The organism is Cellulosimicrobium sp. 22598 (assembly GCF_052044445.1).
In the GTDB taxonomy this organism is placed as follows: Bacteria; Actinomycetota; Actinomycetes; order Actinomycetales; family Cellulomonadaceae; genus Cellulosimicrobium; species Cellulosimicrobium cellulans_G.
Map to the genome: position 1 here is coordinate 59,224 of NZ_JBQEMZ010000010.1, position 16,739 is coordinate 75,962.

The 16,739-nt window shown below is 74.4% G+C and carries 14 protein-coding genes; 9 read left to right on the forward strand and 5 right to left on the reverse strand.

The genetic code is table 11. The features are described 5' to 3' along the window. Positions 1–23: 23 nt before the first annotated feature. Positions 24–1,418 carry an acetyl-CoA C-acetyltransferase gene (locus tag ACTJIY_RS12350; protein WP_440674068.1) on the reverse strand — a complete coding sequence of 465 codons (1,395 nt, stop codon included), beginning with the start codon at positions 1,416–1,418 and terminating at the stop codon, positions 24–26. A 252-nt stretch (positions 1,419–1,670) separates the two neighbouring features. On the opposite strand from ACTJIY_RS12350, the gene ACTJIY_RS12355 reads away from it, so the two are divergent. After that, on the forward strand, positions 1,671–2,522 hold the full coding sequence (locus tag ACTJIY_RS12355; protein WP_353707469.1) for a TetR/AcrR family transcriptional regulator: 852 nt from the start codon (positions 1,671–1,673) through the stop codon (positions 2,520–2,522). After that, positions 2,519–4,651 (forward strand): acyl-CoA dehydrogenase family protein, encoded by a 2,133-nt coding sequence (locus ACTJIY_RS12360; RefSeq protein WP_440674069.1) that lies wholly within the window; start codon positions 2,519–2,521, stop codon positions 4,649–4,651. Before ACTJIY_RS12355 ends, ACTJIY_RS12360 begins: the two co-directional genes overlap by 4 nt. A gap of 261 nt (positions 4,652–4,912) precedes the next feature. On the opposite strand, the gene ACTJIY_RS12365 is transcribed toward ACTJIY_RS12360, so the two are convergent. Both ACTJIY_RS12365 and ACTJIY_RS12370 read right to left on the reverse strand, forming a co-directional pair. Continuing rightward, positions 4,913–5,878: a DUF2599 domain-containing protein gene (locus tag ACTJIY_RS12365; RefSeq protein WP_440674070.1), complete on the reverse strand. Its 966-nt coding sequence runs from the start codon at positions 5,876–5,878 to the stop codon at positions 4,913–4,915. After that, a complete protein-coding gene (locus ACTJIY_RS12370) occupies positions 5,875–6,315 on the reverse strand; it encodes an NUDIX hydrolase (RefSeq protein ID WP_290445700.1) in 441 nt (146 codons plus the stop codon). The genes ACTJIY_RS12365 and ACTJIY_RS12370 overlap by 4 nt, the downstream gene beginning before the upstream one ends. Before the next feature lie 195 nt (positions 6,316–6,510). Here ACTJIY_RS12370 and ACTJIY_RS12375 point away from each other — a divergent pair, with 195 nt between their 5' ends. The 3 genes from ACTJIY_RS12375 to ACTJIY_RS12385 all read left to right on the forward strand — a co-directional run bounded on the left by ACTJIY_RS12375 (position 6,511) and on the right by ACTJIY_RS12385 (position 9,268). Then, complete coding sequence (locus ACTJIY_RS12375) at positions 6,511–7,176, forward strand: PadR family transcriptional regulator (RefSeq protein ID WP_253055173.1); 666 nt, start codon at positions 6,511–6,513, stop codon at positions 7,174–7,176. A 206-nt stretch (positions 7,177–7,382) separates the two neighbouring features. Beyond that, entirely contained in the window at positions 7,383–8,483 is a 1,101-nt protein-coding gene (locus tag ACTJIY_RS12380) for an ATP-binding cassette domain-containing protein (RefSeq protein WP_440674071.1), read from the forward strand. Next, positions 8,480–9,268 (forward strand): ABC transporter permease, encoded by a 789-nt coding sequence (locus ACTJIY_RS12385; RefSeq protein ID WP_253055175.1) that lies wholly within the window; start codon positions 8,480–8,482, stop codon positions 9,266–9,268. Before ACTJIY_RS12380 ends, ACTJIY_RS12385 begins: the two co-directional genes overlap by 4 nt. A 52-nt stretch (positions 9,269–9,320) precedes the next feature. Here ACTJIY_RS12385 and ACTJIY_RS12390 read toward each other — a convergent pair whose 3' ends face one another. Together ACTJIY_RS12390 and ACTJIY_RS12395 are read right to left on the reverse strand one after the other, a co-directional pair. Further along, on the reverse strand, positions 9,321–10,805 hold the full coding sequence (locus ACTJIY_RS12390) for an APC family permease (RefSeq protein ID WP_253055176.1): 1,485 nt from the start codon (positions 10,803–10,805) through the stop codon (positions 9,321–9,323). 62 nt (positions 10,806–10,867) lie between these two features. Further along, entirely contained in the window at positions 10,868–11,923 is a 1,056-nt protein-coding gene (locus ACTJIY_RS12395) for an EamA family transporter (RefSeq protein WP_440674072.1), read from the reverse strand. 90 nt (positions 11,924–12,013) lie between these two features. Here ACTJIY_RS12395 and ACTJIY_RS12400 point away from each other — a divergent pair, with 90 nt between their 5' ends. The 4 genes from ACTJIY_RS12400 (at position 12,014) to purL (ending at position 16,657) form a co-directional block, all read left to right on the forward strand. Further along, positions 12,014–12,910 carry a LysR family transcriptional regulator gene (locus ACTJIY_RS12400; RefSeq protein WP_353707473.1) on the forward strand — a complete coding sequence of 299 codons (897 nt, stop codon included), beginning with the start codon at positions 12,014–12,016 and terminating at the stop codon, positions 12,908–12,910. A gap of 167 nt (positions 12,911–13,077) precedes the next feature. Beyond that, positions 13,078–13,653 (forward strand): hypothetical protein, encoded by a 576-nt coding sequence (locus tag ACTJIY_RS12405; RefSeq protein ID WP_440674073.1) that lies wholly within the window; start codon positions 13,078–13,080, stop codon positions 13,651–13,653. Positions 13,654–13,726: 73 nt separating this feature from the next. Continuing rightward, complete coding sequence (locus ACTJIY_RS12410) at positions 13,727–14,113, forward strand: DUF1304 domain-containing protein (protein ID WP_253055180.1); 387 nt, start codon at positions 13,727–13,729, stop codon at positions 14,111–14,113. A 168-nt stretch (positions 14,114–14,281) separates the two neighbouring features. After that, positions 14,282–16,657 carry a phosphoribosylformylglycinamidine synthase subunit PurL gene (purL, locus tag ACTJIY_RS12415; protein ID WP_440674074.1) on the forward strand — a complete coding sequence of 792 codons (2,376 nt, stop codon included), beginning with the start codon at positions 14,282–14,284 and terminating at the stop codon, positions 16,655–16,657. The last annotated feature ends 82 nt before the right edge of the window (positions 16,658–16,739 follow it).

Below are 16,739 nucleotides of genomic sequence, written 5' to 3' on the forward strand. Positions count from 1 at the left end.
TCCTCTCGGGTCGTCGGGAGCCGTCAGGCGGGGGCGTCGGTCGCGGGGACGGACTCGAGGATCGCGGCGACGCCGAGGCCGCCCGCGGCGCACACGGAGATCAGCGCCCGTGCGGGCGCCCCGGTCTCGGCGGTGCGCTGCGCCAGGAGCTTGGCCGCCGTCGCGACGATGCGGCCGCCGGTCGCGGCGAAGGGGTGGCCCGCGGCGAGCGAGGACCCGTTGACGTTGAGGCGAGCGCGGTCGATCGACCCGAGCGCGCCGTCGAGACCCAGCTCGGTGCGGCAGTACTCGTCGTCCTCCCAGGCCTTGAGCGTCGTGAGGACCGTGGAGGCGAACGCCTCGTGGATCTCGTACAGGTCGAAGTCGCCGAGCGCGAGGCCGTTGCGCGCGAGCAGGCGCGGGACGGCGTGCGCGGGGGCCATCAGGAGGCCCTCGTGGCCGTGCACGAAGTCGACCGCGGCGGTCTCGGCGTCGACGACGCGCGCGAGGAGCGGCAGGTCCCGCTCGCGCGCCCAGTCGGCCGACGCGAGCAGGACGGTCGACGCGCCGTCGGTCAGCGGCGTCGAGTTGCCCGCGGTCATGGTCGGGGTGACGCCCTCGAGGCGCTTGCCGTACACGGGCTTGAGCGCGGCGAGCTTCTCGAGCGACGAGTCGGTGCGCAGGTTGTCGTCGCGCAGGAGCCCGCGGAAGGGGGTGACGAGGTCGTCGAAGAACCCGGCGTCCCACGCGGCCGCGAGGTGCTCGTGGCTCGCGAGCGCGAGCTCGTCCTGCGCCTCGCGCTCGATGCCCCAGCGTGCCGTCGTGATCGCCTGGTGCTCGCCCATCGACAGTCCGGTGCGCGGCTCGTCCGTCGCGGGGGTCAGGGGCGCGAGGTCGGCGGGGCGGACCTTGGCGAACGCCTTGACGCGCTGGCCGAACGTCTTGGCGTGGCTCGCCTCCAGCAGCGCGCGACGCAGGCCCTCGCTCACGGCGATCGGGGCGTCGGACACGGTGTCGGAGCCTCCCGCGACGCCCGACTCGACCTGGCCGAGCCGGATCTTGTTCGCGACGGCGATCGTCGCCTCGAGGCCGGTCGCGCAGGCCTGCTGGAGGTCGTAGGCGGGGGTCTCGGGGGAGAGGGACGAGCCGAGGACGGACTCGCGGACGAGGTTGAAGTCGCGCGAGTGCTTGAGCACGGCGCCGCCGACGACCTCCCCGAGCCGCTCGCCCTGGAGGCCGAAGCGCGCGACGAGCCCGTCGAGCGCGGCCGTGAACATCTCCTGGTTGCTCGCGGACGAGTACTTCTTGCCGGCACGGGCGAACGGGATGCGGTTCCCGCCGACGACCCAGGCGTCGCGGGGGGCGCCCGGGGTGCTGGTCGCCGGGACGTGCTCGGGGGCCTGCTCGGGGGTCTGGCGGGGGCTGGTGCGGTTGGCCACTGTGCCTCACTTCCTGTCCGTGCTCGCTGCGCTGCGTCGGTCCGGCCCGGGGAGGGGCCCCTGTGCGAGGTCGACGGCGATGCCGCAGTCGACGCCGCGCGGAGGCGAGGGGAGAGGGCCGGCTGGTGTCCAATACCAAGAGTACCTGATACTCTCGGTTTCGTGAGTCGGGTCACAGGGCCGTGCCCTGCCCGACGCGGTGCCGCGGAACAGGCACCGACGACATCGAGGTCGGGCGCAACGGAGGGCGACGTGAACACAGGTGCCGACGCGCGAGCGGCCACCCGAGGACGGGTGCAGCCGGGCGCGGCGGTGGACGGCCGGTCGACCCGCTGGGACGAGCACCGGGCGGCGCGCCGCGCGGAGCTCATCCGGGCGGCGAGCAAGGCCGTGCACCGCGGGGGCCCCGGGGTCTCCATGGACGAGATCGCGGCGGCGTCAGGAACGTCGAAGTCGATCATCTACCGCTACTTCGACGACAAGACGGGACTGCAGGTCGCGCTCGGCTCCGCCGTCGTGGGGCAGATGCACGACGCGCTGACCCAGGCCGCCGAGTCGGCCGAGACCCCCAAGCGCGCGCTGCGCGCGATGGTCGGCGTCTACCTCGAGATGATCGAGAGCTCGCCGAACGTGTACTACTTCGTCACCCGGACGAGCGCCGTCGCGGGGACGGAGGAGCCCGCCGCGCAGCTCGCCGCGAGCGGGCTCACGAACGGGACGACCGGCGCGAGCCGCGCACCCCTCGCGGCGTTCCTCGACTCGGTGATCGAGCTCGTCGCCGAGCCGTTCGCGCGCGTCACCGACGTCTCTCCCGCCGACGCCGCGGCCTGGGCCGCGGGCGCCGTCGGGTTCGTGCGGGGCGCCGGGGAGTGGTGGCTCGGCCACCGCGACCGGGCCGACGTCCCGGACCGCGAGCAGCTCACCGAGCGAGTCGCCGCCTGGCTCTGGGCCGGGCCGGTCGGCGTCCTCTCCCACAACCCGGGCACCCCCCGCTCCCACGGCGACCGGCGCACGTCGCCCGCGACCCGTCGCGACGGCGTCCGCCCCGCCACCGACCGCCCTGAGCACCCGGCGACCGCCTCAGAACTCAAGGAGATCCCATGACCGCCACGTCCGACCGTCCCGCCCTCGCGCAGCGCGCGTCGACCACGGGTGACGCGAGCGCGACGCCGCACGGCGAGGCCCGCGTCGACGTCGCCTCCCTCGAGAAGCTCCTGCTCGGCCGGTGGGCGGACCTGCGCGCGACGGCGCGCGCCACCGCGGGCGAGGAGGCGTTCCAGCGCATCGAGGGCCTGACCCTGCGCGAGCACCGCGAGCGCGTGCTGGAGCAGATGCGCCTGCTCGTCGGCAAGGGGCAGGTCTGGCGCGGGTACCCCGAGCGCCTCGGCGGCGCGGACGACGCGGGCGGCAACCTCGCCGGGTTCGAGGAGCTCGTCGCGGCCGACCCGTCGCTCCAGATCAAGGCGGGCGTCCAGTGGGGCCTGTTCGGTGCGGCGATCCTGCACCTCGGCACGCCCGAGCAGCAGGACCGCCTCCTCCCGGGTGCGATGGACCTCTCGGTGCCCGGCGCGTTCGCGATGACGGAGATCGGTCACGGGTCCGACGTCGCGAGCATCGGCACCACCGCGACCTACGACCCGGAGACCGAGGAGTTCGTCATCCACACCCCGTTCCGCGGGGCGTGGAAGGAGTTCCTCGGCAACGCGGGCGTGCACGGCGTCGCGGCGGTCGTGTTCGCGCAGCTGATCACGAAGAACGTCAACCACGGCGTGCACGCGTTCTACGTGCCGATCCGCGACGTCGAGGGGGAGCGCGACGAGCTCGGGCGCCTGCCGTTCCTGCCGGGCGTGGGTGGCGAGGACGACGGCCAGAAGGGCGGGCTCAACGGCATCGACAACGGCCGCCTGCACTTCGACCACGTGCGGATCCCGCGCACCGACCTGCTCGCCCGCTACGGCTCGGTCGACGCCGACGGCACGTACTCGAGCCCGATCGAGAGCCCGGGACGCCGGTTCTTCACGATGCTCGGGTCGCTCGTGCAGGGGCGCGTGTCCCTCGACGGCGCCGCCGTGACGGCCTCGAAGCTCGGCCTCGCGATCGCGGTGCGGTACGCGAACGAGCGCCGCCAGTTCACGGGGGCGACCGCGACCGAGGAGGTCGTGCTCCTCGACTACGGCACGCACAAGCGCCGCCTGATCGTGCCGATCGCGGAGACGTACGCCGCGCACTTCGCGCACGACCGCCTGCTCGACCTGTTCCACTCCGTGTTCTCCGGCGAGGAGGACACCCCGGAGCAGCGCGAGGACCTCGAGACGACGGCCGCCGCGCTCAAGGCGACGAGCACGCGGTTCGCGCTCGACGTGCTCCAGGAGACGCGCGAGGCGTGCGGCGGGGCCGGGTTCATCACGGCCAACCGCATCACGAGCCTGCGCGCCGACCTCGACGTCTACGCGACGTTCGAGGGCGACAACACCGTGCTGCTCCAGCTCGTCGCCAAGCGCCTGCTCGCCGACTACGGCAAGCAGTTCAAGGGCATCACCCCGGGCCAGATGGCGCGCGTCGTCGTCGAGCGCGCGGGCGACATGGCCCTGCACCGCACGCCGCTCAAGCGCGCCGCGCAGGCGCTCGCCGACGTCGGCGACCCGCGCCGCGCCGCCGGCCACCTGCGCGACCCCGAGACGCAGCGCGCGCTGCTCACCGACCGGGTCGAGACGATGGTCGCCGACGTGGCCCAGGCGCTGCGTCCCGCCCAGAAGGCCGACCCGGAGACGGCGACGAACCTCTTCAACGCCCACCAGGTCGAGCTCGTCGAGGCGGCGCGGGCCCACGCGGAGCTGCTGCGCTGGGAGGCCTTCACGCAGGCGCTGGAGACGATCGAGGACGCGGGCACGCGCGAGGTCCTCACGACCGTGCGCGACCTGTTCGGCCTGAGCCTCGTCGAGCGCCACCTCGCGTGGTACCTGCTCAACGGTCGTCTCTCGACGCAGCGCGCCCGGACGGTCACGAGCTACCTGGACCGCCTCATCGACCGCCTGCGCCCGCACGCGCAGGACCTCGTCGACGCGTGGGGGTACGGCCCCGAGCACCTGCGCGCGACGATCGCGACCGGCATCGAGAAGGAGCGCCAGGACGAGGCGCGCGACTACTACCGGCGCCTGCGCGCGAGCGGCGACGAGCCGCGGAGCGAGAAGTCGCTGCGCAAGGCCGCGAAGGGCGGCCCGCAGGCCCGCTGACCTGATGGCGGCCGGCCCCTGACCGGCCCGTCCCCGGAACGTCCTCGGCGCAGCAGGCGGAGCGGTACCGCCGCCGAGGTCAGGCCCGGGCGGCACGACGTCCACCAGCCGTCGTGCCGCCCGGGCCGTTGCCGTCCCCGGCCCGTCCGGTCCCCGATCCCGCCGAACACGACATGGGGGTCGTTCTGGACCCGAGAACGACCCCCATGTCGTGCTCGACCGCGTGCGACGTCGTGCTCGGCGCGGCACGGGCGCCGCCGGTCAGGTCGGGTTGCAGCGCGCGGCCATCGTGGCGAGCAGCCCGACGTCGGGCCGCCACGGCTCGAGGTTCCACGTCGCCTTGTCCGGGGCGCCCACCGCGTGGCACACGAGCTGGTCGTGCATCGTCGGCGTGTCGGCCTCCGGCTCGGCGGCGACGACCTGCGCCCAGACGAGCTCCTGGCCCGCCTGGCCTGCGGCGCGCGCCCACGCGGTCGGGTCGACGGCGAGCGACCGCCCGCCCTCGCGCTCGCCCCAGTCGGTGCTCCGCACCGCCTGCGTGCCCAGCGTCACGACGACGTCCCAGGCCGCGGGCGGGCCGGTGTCGGTCCCGCTCGTCTCGTCGGCACCGGACGAGGCGTCCGGCGTGGTGCCCGACGGCGTCCCGGTCGCGGGCGCGAGCGTCACCTCCGCGCGGTGGGCATCCAGGAGCGCGACCCGCACGCCGGGGGTGTCGGGTGCGGGCGGACCGGCGACGCGCGGGGCGTCGAGCCCGCCAACGGGTGTGCCGGCGTCGTCCAGGACGGTCAGGGTGCCGTCCGCGTGACGCACGAGCGAGCCGCCCTCGACGGAGACCAGAGCCGGGGCGTCGGCGAGCACGAGCGAGACGTCCGACGCGCCCTCCTCGCCCGGGGAGACGGTCGCGGCCGGAGCACCCTCGCCCTCCGCGGTCGACGCGAGCGCGGGCGCCGCGACCTCGACGGTCGCCGAGCCGACGGGCACCCGCACGACCGTGGGGTCCGCGGTCGTGTCGCCACCTGCCTCTGCTGTGCCGTCGTCGCCGGGCTCGCCGGGCTCGCCGGACGTGCCGTCCGCCCGGGTCGTCGGGACCGGGCCGTGGCTCGGTGAGGACGTGCCGTCGTCGGGCGTGCACCCGGCGAGGACGACGAGCGCGAGGACGCCGGTGGCGAGCGCCCGCGTCGTCGCACGGGGGTGGCGCCGCGCACCGGCACGGCAGGGCCGGGTCACGACGGCACGGGGAGCAGGCCCGCCCAGCGCCGGCCGAGGTCGACGAGCCCCACGCGCCGGAGCGCGTCGACCTCGTCGGGCGTGAACCAGCCGACGTCGTCGGTCGACTCGTCCTCCTCGACGCGCAGCCCGCCGCCCACCACGTGGGCGCGGTAGACGATCCGGATCGCGTGGAGCGACCGGTCGCGGTCCTCGGCGCGCAGCCGGTCCTCGGCGTCGATCACGATGCTGTCGACGCCGAGCAGGCCGTCGAGCTCGACGTCGTAGCCGGTCTCCTCGCGAACCTCGCGGACGGCCGCGGCCTCCGGGTGCTCGCCGGGGTCGATGCCGCCGCCGGGCAGGGTCCACCCGTCGCGGCCTCCCTCGCTCCAGTGGGGGAGGAGCATCCTCCCGTCCTCACGGACGATCACGGCGTAGGCGGCGACGCGGATCTGCATGGACCCATCATGCGCGACGACCGTCGTCGAGCCCTGCGTCGGCGGCGACCAGGCGGGTCCGCCGCGCCGAGCATGCGAGCCGCCCGCCCCGACGCCCGGACGGCTGGCGACCGGCACGGTCGACCGGGGGGGAAGGGGACTCTTGCGCGAACAACCGATATCGAATACTCTGACTCAAGTATTCGGAGGTGAGCAATGTCCCGTCGTCCCGTGTCCAACCCGCTCGCGCTCGCCGTGCTCGCGAGCCTCGCCGAGCGACCGATGTACCCGTACGAGATCACGACGACCCTGCGCGAGCGGGGCAAGGACGACAGCATCCGGCTCAACTTCGGCTCGCTGTACTCCGTCATCAAGTCGCTCGAGAAGCACGGCTTCATCACGCCGTCGCACTCGGAGCGCGAGGGCAACCGGCCCGAGCGCGTCGTCTACGAGATCACGGAGGCGGGCAAGGTCGAGGCGGCCGCGTGGCTGCGCGAGCTGCTCGCCGTGCCGTCCAAGGAGTACCCGGACGTCGAGGCGGGGCTGTCGCTCATCGCGATGCTCTCGCCCGAGGAGGTCGCGGCGCTCCTGCGCGCGCGCCTCGCGTCGCTCGACAACGAGATCCGCACGCGCGACGCCGGGCTCGCCGGCGCTGCGGCGGCGGGACTGCCCGAGATCTTCCTCGTCGAGGCCGACTACCGGCTCGCCATGCTGCGCGCGGAGCGCACGTGGATCGACCGGTTCGCCGCACGCCTGGAGGCGGGCGAGGTCGGTGGCCAGGACGGCTGGGCCGAGATGGCGCGCCTGCGCGCCGCGGGTGCCTCGCCCGAGGAGATCGAGGAGGTCGTGCGCCGCCACCTGCCCGCCGACCTCACCCCCTGAACCACCGGCGCGCGCCCGACGAGGGCGCGCGCCGGACGGAGAAAGAGTGGTGGCCCGGATGCGCCAACATCCGGACCACCGAGCCCGAGTCGTCCCGCCGGAACCGACGGAACTGCTGCGTCAACAGTCACCCAGGGCCCTCCCATGCTAGCCGCGCGGGAGGGGCCACCCCCGGCGAGACGGCTCCCGACACAAGGAGCCTCATCGTGCCCTCCACCACCCGCGCGCGGGAGACGGCGATCGACGCCGTCGACCTGCGCAAGACCTACCCGGGCGGCCGCGGCCGCCCGCCCGTGCACGCGCTCGACGGCCTGTCGTTCGCCGTGCCCGCGGGGACCGTGTTCGCCCTGCTCGGCCCCAACGGCGCGGGCAAGTCGACGACGGCCAAGATCCTCACGACGCTCAGCCGCGCGGACTCGGGCACGGCGACCGTCGCCGGCATCGACGTCGCGCGCCAGCCCGAGCGCGTGCGGCGCGCGATCGGCTACGTCGCGCAGAAGCCCGTGACCGACCCCATGGACACCGGGCGCGAGAACCTCGTCCTCGCGGGCCGGCTCCAGGGCCTCGGCGCGCGCGCCGCCCGCACCCGGGCGACCGAGCTGCTCGACCGGTTCTCCCTCGCGGACGCGGCCGACCGCCTCGTGAAGACGTACAGCGGCGGCATGGCGCGCAAGCTCGACGTCGCGATGGGGATCGTGCACCGGCCGCAGGTCCTGTTCCTCGACGAGCCGACGACCGGGCTCGACCCCGAGGCGCGCGCCGAGATGTGGGCGGAGATCGAGCGCATGACCGCGCGCGAGAGCATGACGATCCTCCTCACCACGCACTACCTGGAGGAGGCCGACCGCCTCGCCGCGAACCTCGCGATCGTCGACCACGGACGCGTCGCCGTCGCGGGGACCCCCGACGCGCTGAAGGACGAGCTGCGCGGCGACGGCATCGTCGTCGAGCTCGCGCCCGCGGCGCTCGGAGCGGGGAGCGGCGGGCCCGACGGCGGCGCCGCGCTCGCGAGCCGCGTCACTGCCGCGGCGCGCGGGTGCGCGGGAGTCCGCGACGTGCACGTCGAGGGCCGCACCCTGCGCGCCCGGGCCGACTCGGGCGCCGTCGCGCTGCCCGCCGTCCTCACCGCGCTCGACGCCGCGGGGCTCCCCGTCGCGTCGGCGACGCTCGCGCGCCCGAGCCTCGACGACGTGTACCTGCGGCACACGGGCCGCACGTTCACGGCCGCGCAGTCCTCCGCGGACGCGCCGGCCGGGGGCCGCCCGGGAGCCGATGCCGGCGCGACCGTCGAGGGGGTGGCGGCATGACCGCCGTCGTGCACACCGGGCTCCTCACCGCGCGGGCGCTGCGCCAGGGCGCGCGCATCCCCGTGTTCATGGTCATGAACCTCGTGCAGCCCATGATCTGGCTGCTGCTGTTCGGCCAGCTCTTCCAGGCGGTCGTCGAGATCCCCGGGTTCTCCACGGGCGGGACGTACCTCGAGTTCATCACGCCCGGCGTCGTCATGATGACGGCGATGTTCGGGGCGGCGTGGGCCGGGACGTCGTACGTGCAGGACATGGACCGCGGCGTCATGGACCGCTTCCTCACGTCGCCGGCGTCGCGCGGCGCGCTCATGGCGTCGACGATGATCTACCAGGCCGTCATCGCGGTCGGGCAGGCGCTCGTCGTGCTCGCGGTCGCGTGGCTGTGCGGCGCGCGGTTCGGCAGCACGCCCGGCGAGACGACGCTCGGCGTCCTCGCGCTGCTGCTCGCCGTCGTGCTGCTCACGGCCCTCTTCTCGGCCCTGAGCAACGCCATGGCCCTGCTCACCGGGCAGCAGGAGGCGCTCATCGGCATCTCGCAGCTCATCACGCTGCCGCTCATGTTCCTGTCGTCCGCCGTGATGGACACGCGGCTGTCCGCGGACTGGGTGGCCGACGTCGCGCGGTACAACCCGTTCGACTGGGCCGTCGTCGCGGGGCGCGAGGCGCTCGCCGCCTCGCCGGACTGGGGCGTGGTGTGGGGTCGGCTCGGGCTGCTCGCGCTCGCGGCGGTCGTCATGGGCTGGCTCGCGACGCAGGCCTTCCGCACCCGCCAGCGCTCGGCCTGACGCCGCGCACGACGTCCGCCCGAGGCCCACGGCCCCGGGCGGACGTCGTCGCTCACCGGGAGCCGTCGTCGTCGGACTCGTCCGGGACCTCGTCCTCCAGGCGCGACACGTCGGAGAACGCGATCTGGCGGTGCCGCACCGAGCGGTTGTACAGCCACGTGACGAACGAGAGCAGGACCCCCAGGCCGACGAGCGCGCCCGCGATGACGTACTGCTCCTGCTGCTCGGCGCTGCGCGCCCACGGGCCGGCGAGGTACGCGCACGTGAGCGCGCCGAGGACCGCGAGCCACGTGCGGGTGCGGAAGTGCTGGTGGTCGACGCGGTCGCGGCGCAGCACGAGGAGCGCGACGTTGACGATCGTGAACACGACGAGCAGGAGCAGCGACGTCGTGCCGCCGAGCAGCGCGATCGCGTTGGTGCCCGCCTCGGTCCCCGACTGCCGCACGACGTACACGATGAGCGCGAACGCGATGGCCGTCGTCACGAGGATCGACACCCACGGCGTCCGGCGGAACGGGTGCACCTGGCCGAACGCGCGCGGCAGCACGCCCTGGTTCGCCATGCCGTAGAGCAGGCGCGACGCCATGAGCATGTTGATGAGCGCCGAGTTCGCGACTGCGAACATGCCGATGAACGGGAAGATCGTGTCGAACGGCAGGTTCGGCGCCCCGGCCGCGACGACCTGCGTGAGCGCGGACCCCTTCGAGTCGTCCACGAGGTCGCCGACGGGCACGAGCGCGACCGCCGTGATCGCGACGAGCACGTAGATCGCGCCCGTGATCGACAGCCCGGTGAGCATCATGCGCGGGAAGTCGCGCACGGGATTCTTGCACTCCTCGGCCATGTTCACCGAGTCCTCGAAACCCACCATGGCGAAGAACGCGAGCGTCGTCGCGGCCGTCACGGCGAGGAACACGCTCTTGTCGTCCGCGCTCTCGAACACCACGACGCGGGAGAAGTCGGCGCGGCCCTGCGTCGTCGCCCACAGCCCGACGAAGATCACGAGCAGCAGGCCGGACAACTCGACGAGCGACAGCACGACGTTCGCCCGGACGCTCTCGCCGACGCCCCGGAAGTTGACGAGCGCGACGAGGGCCATGAAGCCGAGCGCGATGAGGAGCCTGCCGTCGCCGCCCGTCGGGAGGGCCAGCCCGAAGCCGTCGGAGACGAACCCGGCGAACGCGTTGGACGCCGTCGATGCCGACGTGATGCCCGAGCTCATGACCATGAACGCGACCACGAACGTCAGCAGGTGGATGCCGAACGCCTTGTGCGTGTAGAGCGCCGCGCCGGCGGCGCTCGGGTACTTGGTGACGAGCTCGAGGTAGGAGAACGCGGTGATCGTCGCGACGACGAACGCGAGCAGGAACGGCAGCCACGCCGCCCCGCCGACCTCGCCCGCGACCTGGCCCGTGAGCGCGTACACCCCCGTGCCGAGGATGTCCCCGACGATGAACAGGAGCAGGAGCCTGGGCCCCATGACCCGCTTGAGCTCCGGCTGCTGCCGTTCCTCCGTGCGACCCGCGGTCTGGCTCATGAGAGGCTCCCTCGCGTCTCGACGTCCCGAACCTCCATGGAACCCCCGGCCGCGGCCTCGTGTCAGCGCGAACGCGCGCGTGTCGCCTCCGGCCCGCCGAACCCGGGGTCGCTCCCCAGGTCGGCCGGCGGGTGGGGAGTGATCCCGGGCTCGGCGGACGTCGGGCGTGCGCTGGTGGCGTGACGCGGACGTCGGCGCAGGACGCCCGTCGTCGTCGCGACGCCCAGCAGGAGCACGACGCCGCCCAGCAGCTCGGCCGCGTTCGGCACCTCGTCGAGCACGACCCACGCCGCGAGCATCCCCACGGGCGGCACGAGCATCGTGAACGGCACCACTGCCGACGCCGGGTACCGGGCGAGCAGCGTGTTCCAGATCCCGTAGCCCACGAGGCTCGCGAGCCACGCGGTGTACAGGGTCGACAGGACCGGGGCGAGCGTGAGGTGCGTGAGCGCGTGCCCGACGACGTCCGGCCCGTCGAGCGCGAGCGACAGCCCGAGCATGGGGACCGGGACGACGAGCGCCGACCACACCGTCATCGACAACCCGTCCAGCCCGGGCCGCGAGGGAACGCCCCGGCCCGCCGAGGTAGAGCCCTGGTCGGCCGAGGTAGAGCCCTGGTCGCGTCGGCCCGCCCGGCGCGCGACGACGTTGCCCACCGCCCACGACGCCGCGGCGGCGAGGGTCACGACGAACGCGAGCGCCGGCGTCGACGCGCTGCGCCCCGCGCCGACGACGACGAGCCCGGCGGCACCCACCAGGACGCCGACGAGCTGCGAGCGCGTCGGCACCTCGCGCAGCGCGGCGGCGGCGAACAGGACGGTGAGCCCGACCTGCGCCTGGAGCACGAGCGACGCGAGCCCGGCGGGCATGCCGAGCGCGAGCGCGGTGTAGAGCAGGCCGAACTGGCCGAGGCTCATGAACGTGCCGACGAGCAGCACGTCCCGCCAGCGCGCGCGGGGCCGGGGGACGAGGAAGATCGCCGGGACGAGCACGACGAGGAAGCGCAGGGCGACGAACAGCGTGGGCGGCACGTCGCCCAGGCCGAGGTCGATGACGACGAAGTTCACGCCCCACAGGACGGCGACGAGGACGGCGAGAAGGGACGAGCGCAGGGGCATGGGTACGAGGGTGCGCCCTGGCCATCGTGCACGTCCAGCGCACGATCGTGCACAGTTCTCGGAAGCACTGCTTTCCGATAGCCTGGGGTCATGATCGACCTCGCCGCCGTGGACGCGCTGCTCGCCGTCGAACGCACCGGGACCGTGCACGCCGCGGCGCGCGACCTCGGGTACACGCCGTCCGCCGTCTCGCAGCAGGTCAAGCGCCTGGAGCGCGACCTCGGCGCGCGCCTGCTCGACCGCGAGGGGCGCGGCGTCGTCCTCACGGCCGCCGGCCGGCGCGTGGTCGAGGAGGGACGCGCCCTGCGCGAGCAGGTCGAGTCGCTCCGCGCGCGTCTGCACGACGCCGGCGCCCGCCCCACGGGGACCGTGCGCCTCGGGTCGTTCTCGACGGCGGTGCGCGGCGTCGTCGCGCCGCTCGTCGCGCGCGTGCGGGACGACGTCCCGGACCTGCGGCTCGTCGTCGAGGAGACCGAGCCGTGGGACGCGGTCGCGGCCGTCGCGGCGGGGACCCTGGACCTCGCGCTCGTGCACCACTGGGAGGGCGTCGGCCTCGCGCTCCCGCCGAGCCTGCGCGCCGAGGAGCTGTTCCGCGACGAGGCCGACGTGCTCGTGCACGCGTCGAGCCCGCTCGCGGGGCGGGCCGCGCTCACGCCGTCGGACCTGCTCGACGAGACGTGGGTCTGCACGCCCGACGGCACCATCTGCTACGAGTGGTTCTGCCACATGTTCGCGCGCGAGCCGCGCGTCCCGCGCATCGACTTCCGGTGCCTCGAGTTCGCGTCGCAGGTCGAGGTCGTCGCGCACGACCTCGCCGTCGCGCTCGTCCCGCGACTGGGCCGGGGCCCCCTGCCGTCCGACGTCGTCGCGGTCCCCGTGCGCGAGCCCGTCCCGACCCGCCCGGTGACGGTCGTGTGGCGCGCGACCATGACCGACGCCCCCGCGGTCCGCTACCTCCGCGAGCGCCTGCGCGCCGTCGCGCCCTGACCAGGCGCCGAGCCCGGGATCGCTCCTCACCCTCGGCCGTGCGTGGGGAGAGAACCCGGGTTCGGCGGCGCCAAGGGCGGGGGGTCCGCCGCCGGAACTTCGTGGGCGCGTGGTCCGTTGAGGTCGGCGAGCGCGTCAGCGCCGCACCCGTCCGACGAAGGGGCCCGATGACCGAGCACGAGCCGACCCGGCGGTCCGCCGACCCGCGCGCCGTGGCGATCGCGGGCCTGATGACCGTCGCCTGGTACGCCGTGCCCGACGTCGTCCGGCCGCGCTGGGCCCGTGCGCTCGCCAAGACCGCGGTCGCGACGGCGGGTGCCGTGCTCACGGTGACCTCGACCGCGGAGGGTCGCGACGCGCGCGAGGGCGTCCGGTCGCTGCGCGACGCCGTCCGGTCGCCCGACGACGCCGGCGACCACGTCGCGGCGGCGAGCACCGGGACGACCGGCGGCCCCGGGGCCGAGCCGGCGGACGGCGCCGCGCGCGAGGACAACACGAACGTGCCGGAACGCGAGGAGCCGACACCGGTCCCGCCCGGCGTCGTCGCGGCCGGAGCGATCGGGGGAGTCGCGCTCGCGACGACGCTCGCCGTCGCCGGGGAGAAGTGGGTCTACCGCCGCGGGGAGCGGCTGCGCGCACGGGGCGTCCGGCTCCCGCACACGCGCGTCGGGCTCGTGCTCGGCGCGCTGGCCGTGGCGCTCGCGGCGGCGGAGCCGCTCCTGTGGAACGCTGAGGACCGCTGAGGCAGCGACCCGGGCCGGCACGCCGGCGGGAGGTCGTGCACCGTGCGGCCTCGCGGACCGGGAGGGGCCGAGGATGATCGGGTTCGGGCTGGCGCTCGCGGGGGTCGCCGCGGCGATCCACGGGTACATCTTCGTCATGGAGTCGCTCACGTGGACGAGCGCGCGCACGCGCGCGACCTTCGGCACGTCGCGCGAGGAGGCCGCGGCGACGAAGGAGCTCGCGTTCAACCAGGGCTTCTACAACCTGTTCCTCGCGGTGCTCGTCGTTCTCGGGATCGTCCTGTACGCGACGGGCCGGCACGACGTGGGCCTCACGCTCGTCCTCGCGGGCGCCGGGTCGATGGTCGCCGCCGGGCTCGTGCTGATCCTCTCGTCGCCGTCCAAGGCGCGCGCCGCGCTGGTGCAGCTCGTCCCGCCGCTGCTGGGCGTCGTGGGGGTCGTCGTCGGCCTCGTCTCCTGACACCCGCCTGCTGGGGCCGCCGCGTGGTGCCCCGGACGGGACCGGGACGCGGGACGACGGGGACGCCGACCGGAGGGCGGACGGGACCACGAGGCCCGGCGACCCGCCGGTAGACTGGGCCCCGCGCCGTCGTGCGCTCCCCGCATCAGCGCCCACCCGAGGGAAACGATGACCGCCCCCGCACCCCAGGCTTCCGCACGCTCCGACGCTCGTCCCGCCGCAGGACCGACGCTGGACACCGTCGAGCACGCCGCCGCCACTCCCGACGAGGTCCAGCCGTTCGCCGAGCTCGGCCTCAAGCCCGACGAGTACCAGCGCATCCGCGACATCCTGGGGCGCCGCCCCACGGCCGCGGAGCTCGCGATGTACTCGGTCATGTGGTCCGAGCACTGCTCGTACAAGTCGTCCAAGGTCCACCTGTCGAAGTTCGGCGCGGCCACCACGGACGAGATGAAGAAGCACCTGCTCGTCGGCATCGGCGAGAACGCAGGCGTCGTCGACATCGGCGACGGCTGGGCCGTGACGTTCAAGGTCGAGTCGCACAACCACCCGTCGTTCGTCGAGCCCTACCAGGGCGCCGCGACGGGTGTCGGCGGCATCGTGCGCGACATCATCTCGATGGGCGCGCGCCCCGTCGCCGTCATGGACCAGCTCCGCTTCGGCGCCGTCGACCACCCGGACACGGCGCGCGTCGTGCACGGCGTCGTGAGCGGCGTCGGCGGCTACGGCAACAGCCTCGGCCTGCCGAACATCGGCGGCGAGCTCGTCTTCGACTCCTCGTACCAGGGCAACCCCCTCGTCAACGCGCTGTGCCTCGGCGTGCTGCGCCACGAGGACATCCACCTCGCCAACGCCTCGGGCGTGGGCAACAAGGTCGTGCTGTTCGGCGCCCGCACGGGCGGCGACGGCATCGGCGGCGCCTCGATCCTCGCCTCGGAGACGTTCGAGGACGGCGTGCCCGCCAAGCGCCCGAGCGTCCAGGTGGGCGACCCCTTCATGGAGAAGGTCCTCATCGAGTGCTGCCTCGAGCTGTACGCGGCGCAGGTCGTGGAGGGCATCCAGGACCTCGGCGCCGCCGGCATCTCGTGCGCGACGTCGGAGCTCGCCTCGAACGGCGACGGCGGCATGCACGTGTGGCTCGACGACGTCCTGCTGCGCGACCCGACGCTCAACGCGGGCGAGATCCTCATGTCCGAGTCGCAGGAGCGCATGATGGCGGTCGTCGCGCCCGACAAGCTCGACGAGTTCCTCGCGATCACCCGCAAGTGGGACGTCGAGACTGCCGTGATCGGCGAGGTCAACGACTCCGGGCGCCTGACGATCGACCACCACGGCGAGCGCATCGTCGACGTCGACCCGCGGACCGTCGCGCACGAGGGCCCGGTCTACCACCGCCCGTACGCGCGCCCGTCGTGGCAGGACGGGCTCAACGCCCGCACCGTCGATGCCGACGCGCTCGCCCGCCCCGAGAGCGGGGACGAGCTCCGCGCGACGGCCCTGCGCCTCCTCGCGTCGCCCAACCTCGCGTCCAAGGAGTGGGTGACGAACCAGTACGACCGGTTCGTCCAGGGCAACACCGCGCTCGCGCAGCCCGACGACTCGGGCGTGGTCCGCGTCGACGAGTCCACCGGCCTCGGCGTCGCGCTCGCGACGGACGCGAACGGCCGCTACGGCAAGCTCGACCCGCGCACGGGCGCACGCCTCGCGCTCGCCGAGGCGTACCGCAACGTCGCGACGACGGGCGCCCGCCCGCTCGCCGTGACCGACTGCCTCAACTTCGGCTCGCCCGAGGACCCCGACTCGATGTGGCAGCTCGTCGAGGCGATCGAGGGCCTCGCGGATGCGTGCCGCGAGCTCGGCGTGCCGGTGACGGGCGGCAACGTGTCGCTCTACAACGGGACCGGCGAGCCGGGCCAGATCGACTCCTCCATCCACCCGACCCCGGTCGTGGGCGTGCTCGGCGTGCTCGACGACGTCGCGCACGCGACGCCGTCGGGCTGGCGCGAGACGGGGGAGAGCATCTACCTCCTCGGCACCACGCGTGCGGAGCTCGACGGGTCGGCGTGGGCCGACGTCGAGCACGGCCACCTGGGCGGCGTGCCCCCGCGGGTCGACCTCGCGGCGGAGAAGGCCCTGGCCGGCGTGCTCGTCAACGCGAGCCGCGACGACCTCGTGTCCGCCGCGCACGACCTCTCCGAGGGCGGGCTCGCTCAGGCGCTCCTCGAGGCGTCGCTGCGCTTCGGCGTCGGGGCCACCGTGTCGCTCGACGCGCTGACCGAGCGCGACGGCGTCACCCCGTTCGAGGCGCTGTTCTCCGAGTCGACGGCCCGCGCGCTCGTCGCGGTGCCCCGCGGCGAGGAGTCCAAGCTCGTCGACGCGTGCGTCGCGCGCGGCGTCCCCGTGCTGAAGATCGGCGAGACGGGCACCGAGCCCGGCGCCGTCGCCGAGTCGGGCGAGGCGCTCGACGTCGCGGGCCTGTTCACCGTCCCGCTCAGCGAGGCGGACGCGGCCTTCCGCGGCACGCTGCCGTCCATCTTCGGCTGACACCCGCACCACCGCCCCGGTCACCGCCCAGGTGACCGGGGCGTCGTCGTCCGTGGACCCTGGCCGACCACGACCCAGCCCG

Bases quoted from the DNA above. Each gene is read 5' to 3' on its own strand.
- ACTJIY_RS12375 (WP_253055173.1), top strand. From the start codon at position 6,511: ATGTCCCGTCGTCCCGTGTCCAACCCGCTCGCGCTCGCCGTGCTCGCG.
- ACTJIY_RS12370 (WP_290445700.1), bottom strand. From the start codon at position 6,315: ATGCAGATCCGCGTCGCCGCCTACGCCGTGATCGTCCGTGAGGACGGG.
- ACTJIY_RS12360 (WP_440674069.1), top strand. From the start codon at position 2,519: ATGACCGCCACGTCCGACCGTCCCGCCCTCGCGCAGCGCGCGTCGACC.
- ACTJIY_RS12410 (WP_253055180.1), top strand. From the start codon at position 13,727: ATGATCGGGTTCGGGCTGGCGCTCGCGGGGGTCGCCGCGGCGATCCAC.
- ACTJIY_RS12395 (WP_440674072.1), bottom strand. From the start codon at position 11,923: ATGCCCCTGCGCTCGTCCCTTCTCGCCGTCCTCGTCGCCGTCCTGTGG.
- purL (WP_440674074.1), top strand. From the start codon at position 14,282: ATGACCGCCCCCGCACCCCAGGCTTCCGCACGCTCCGACGCTCGTCCC.
- ACTJIY_RS12400 (WP_353707473.1), top strand. From the start codon at position 12,014: ATGATCGACCTCGCCGCCGTGGACGCGCTGCTCGCCGTCGAACGCACC.
- ACTJIY_RS12390 (WP_253055176.1), bottom strand. From the start codon at position 10,805: ATGAGCCAGACCGCGGGTCGCACGGAGGAACGGCAGCAGCCGGAGCTC.
- ACTJIY_RS12405 (WP_440674073.1), top strand. From the start codon at position 13,078: ATGACCGAGCACGAGCCGACCCGGCGGTCCGCCGACCCGCGCGCCGTG.
- ACTJIY_RS12385 (WP_253055175.1), top strand. From the start codon at position 8,480: ATGACCGCCGTCGTGCACACCGGGCTCCTCACCGCGCGGGCGCTGCGC.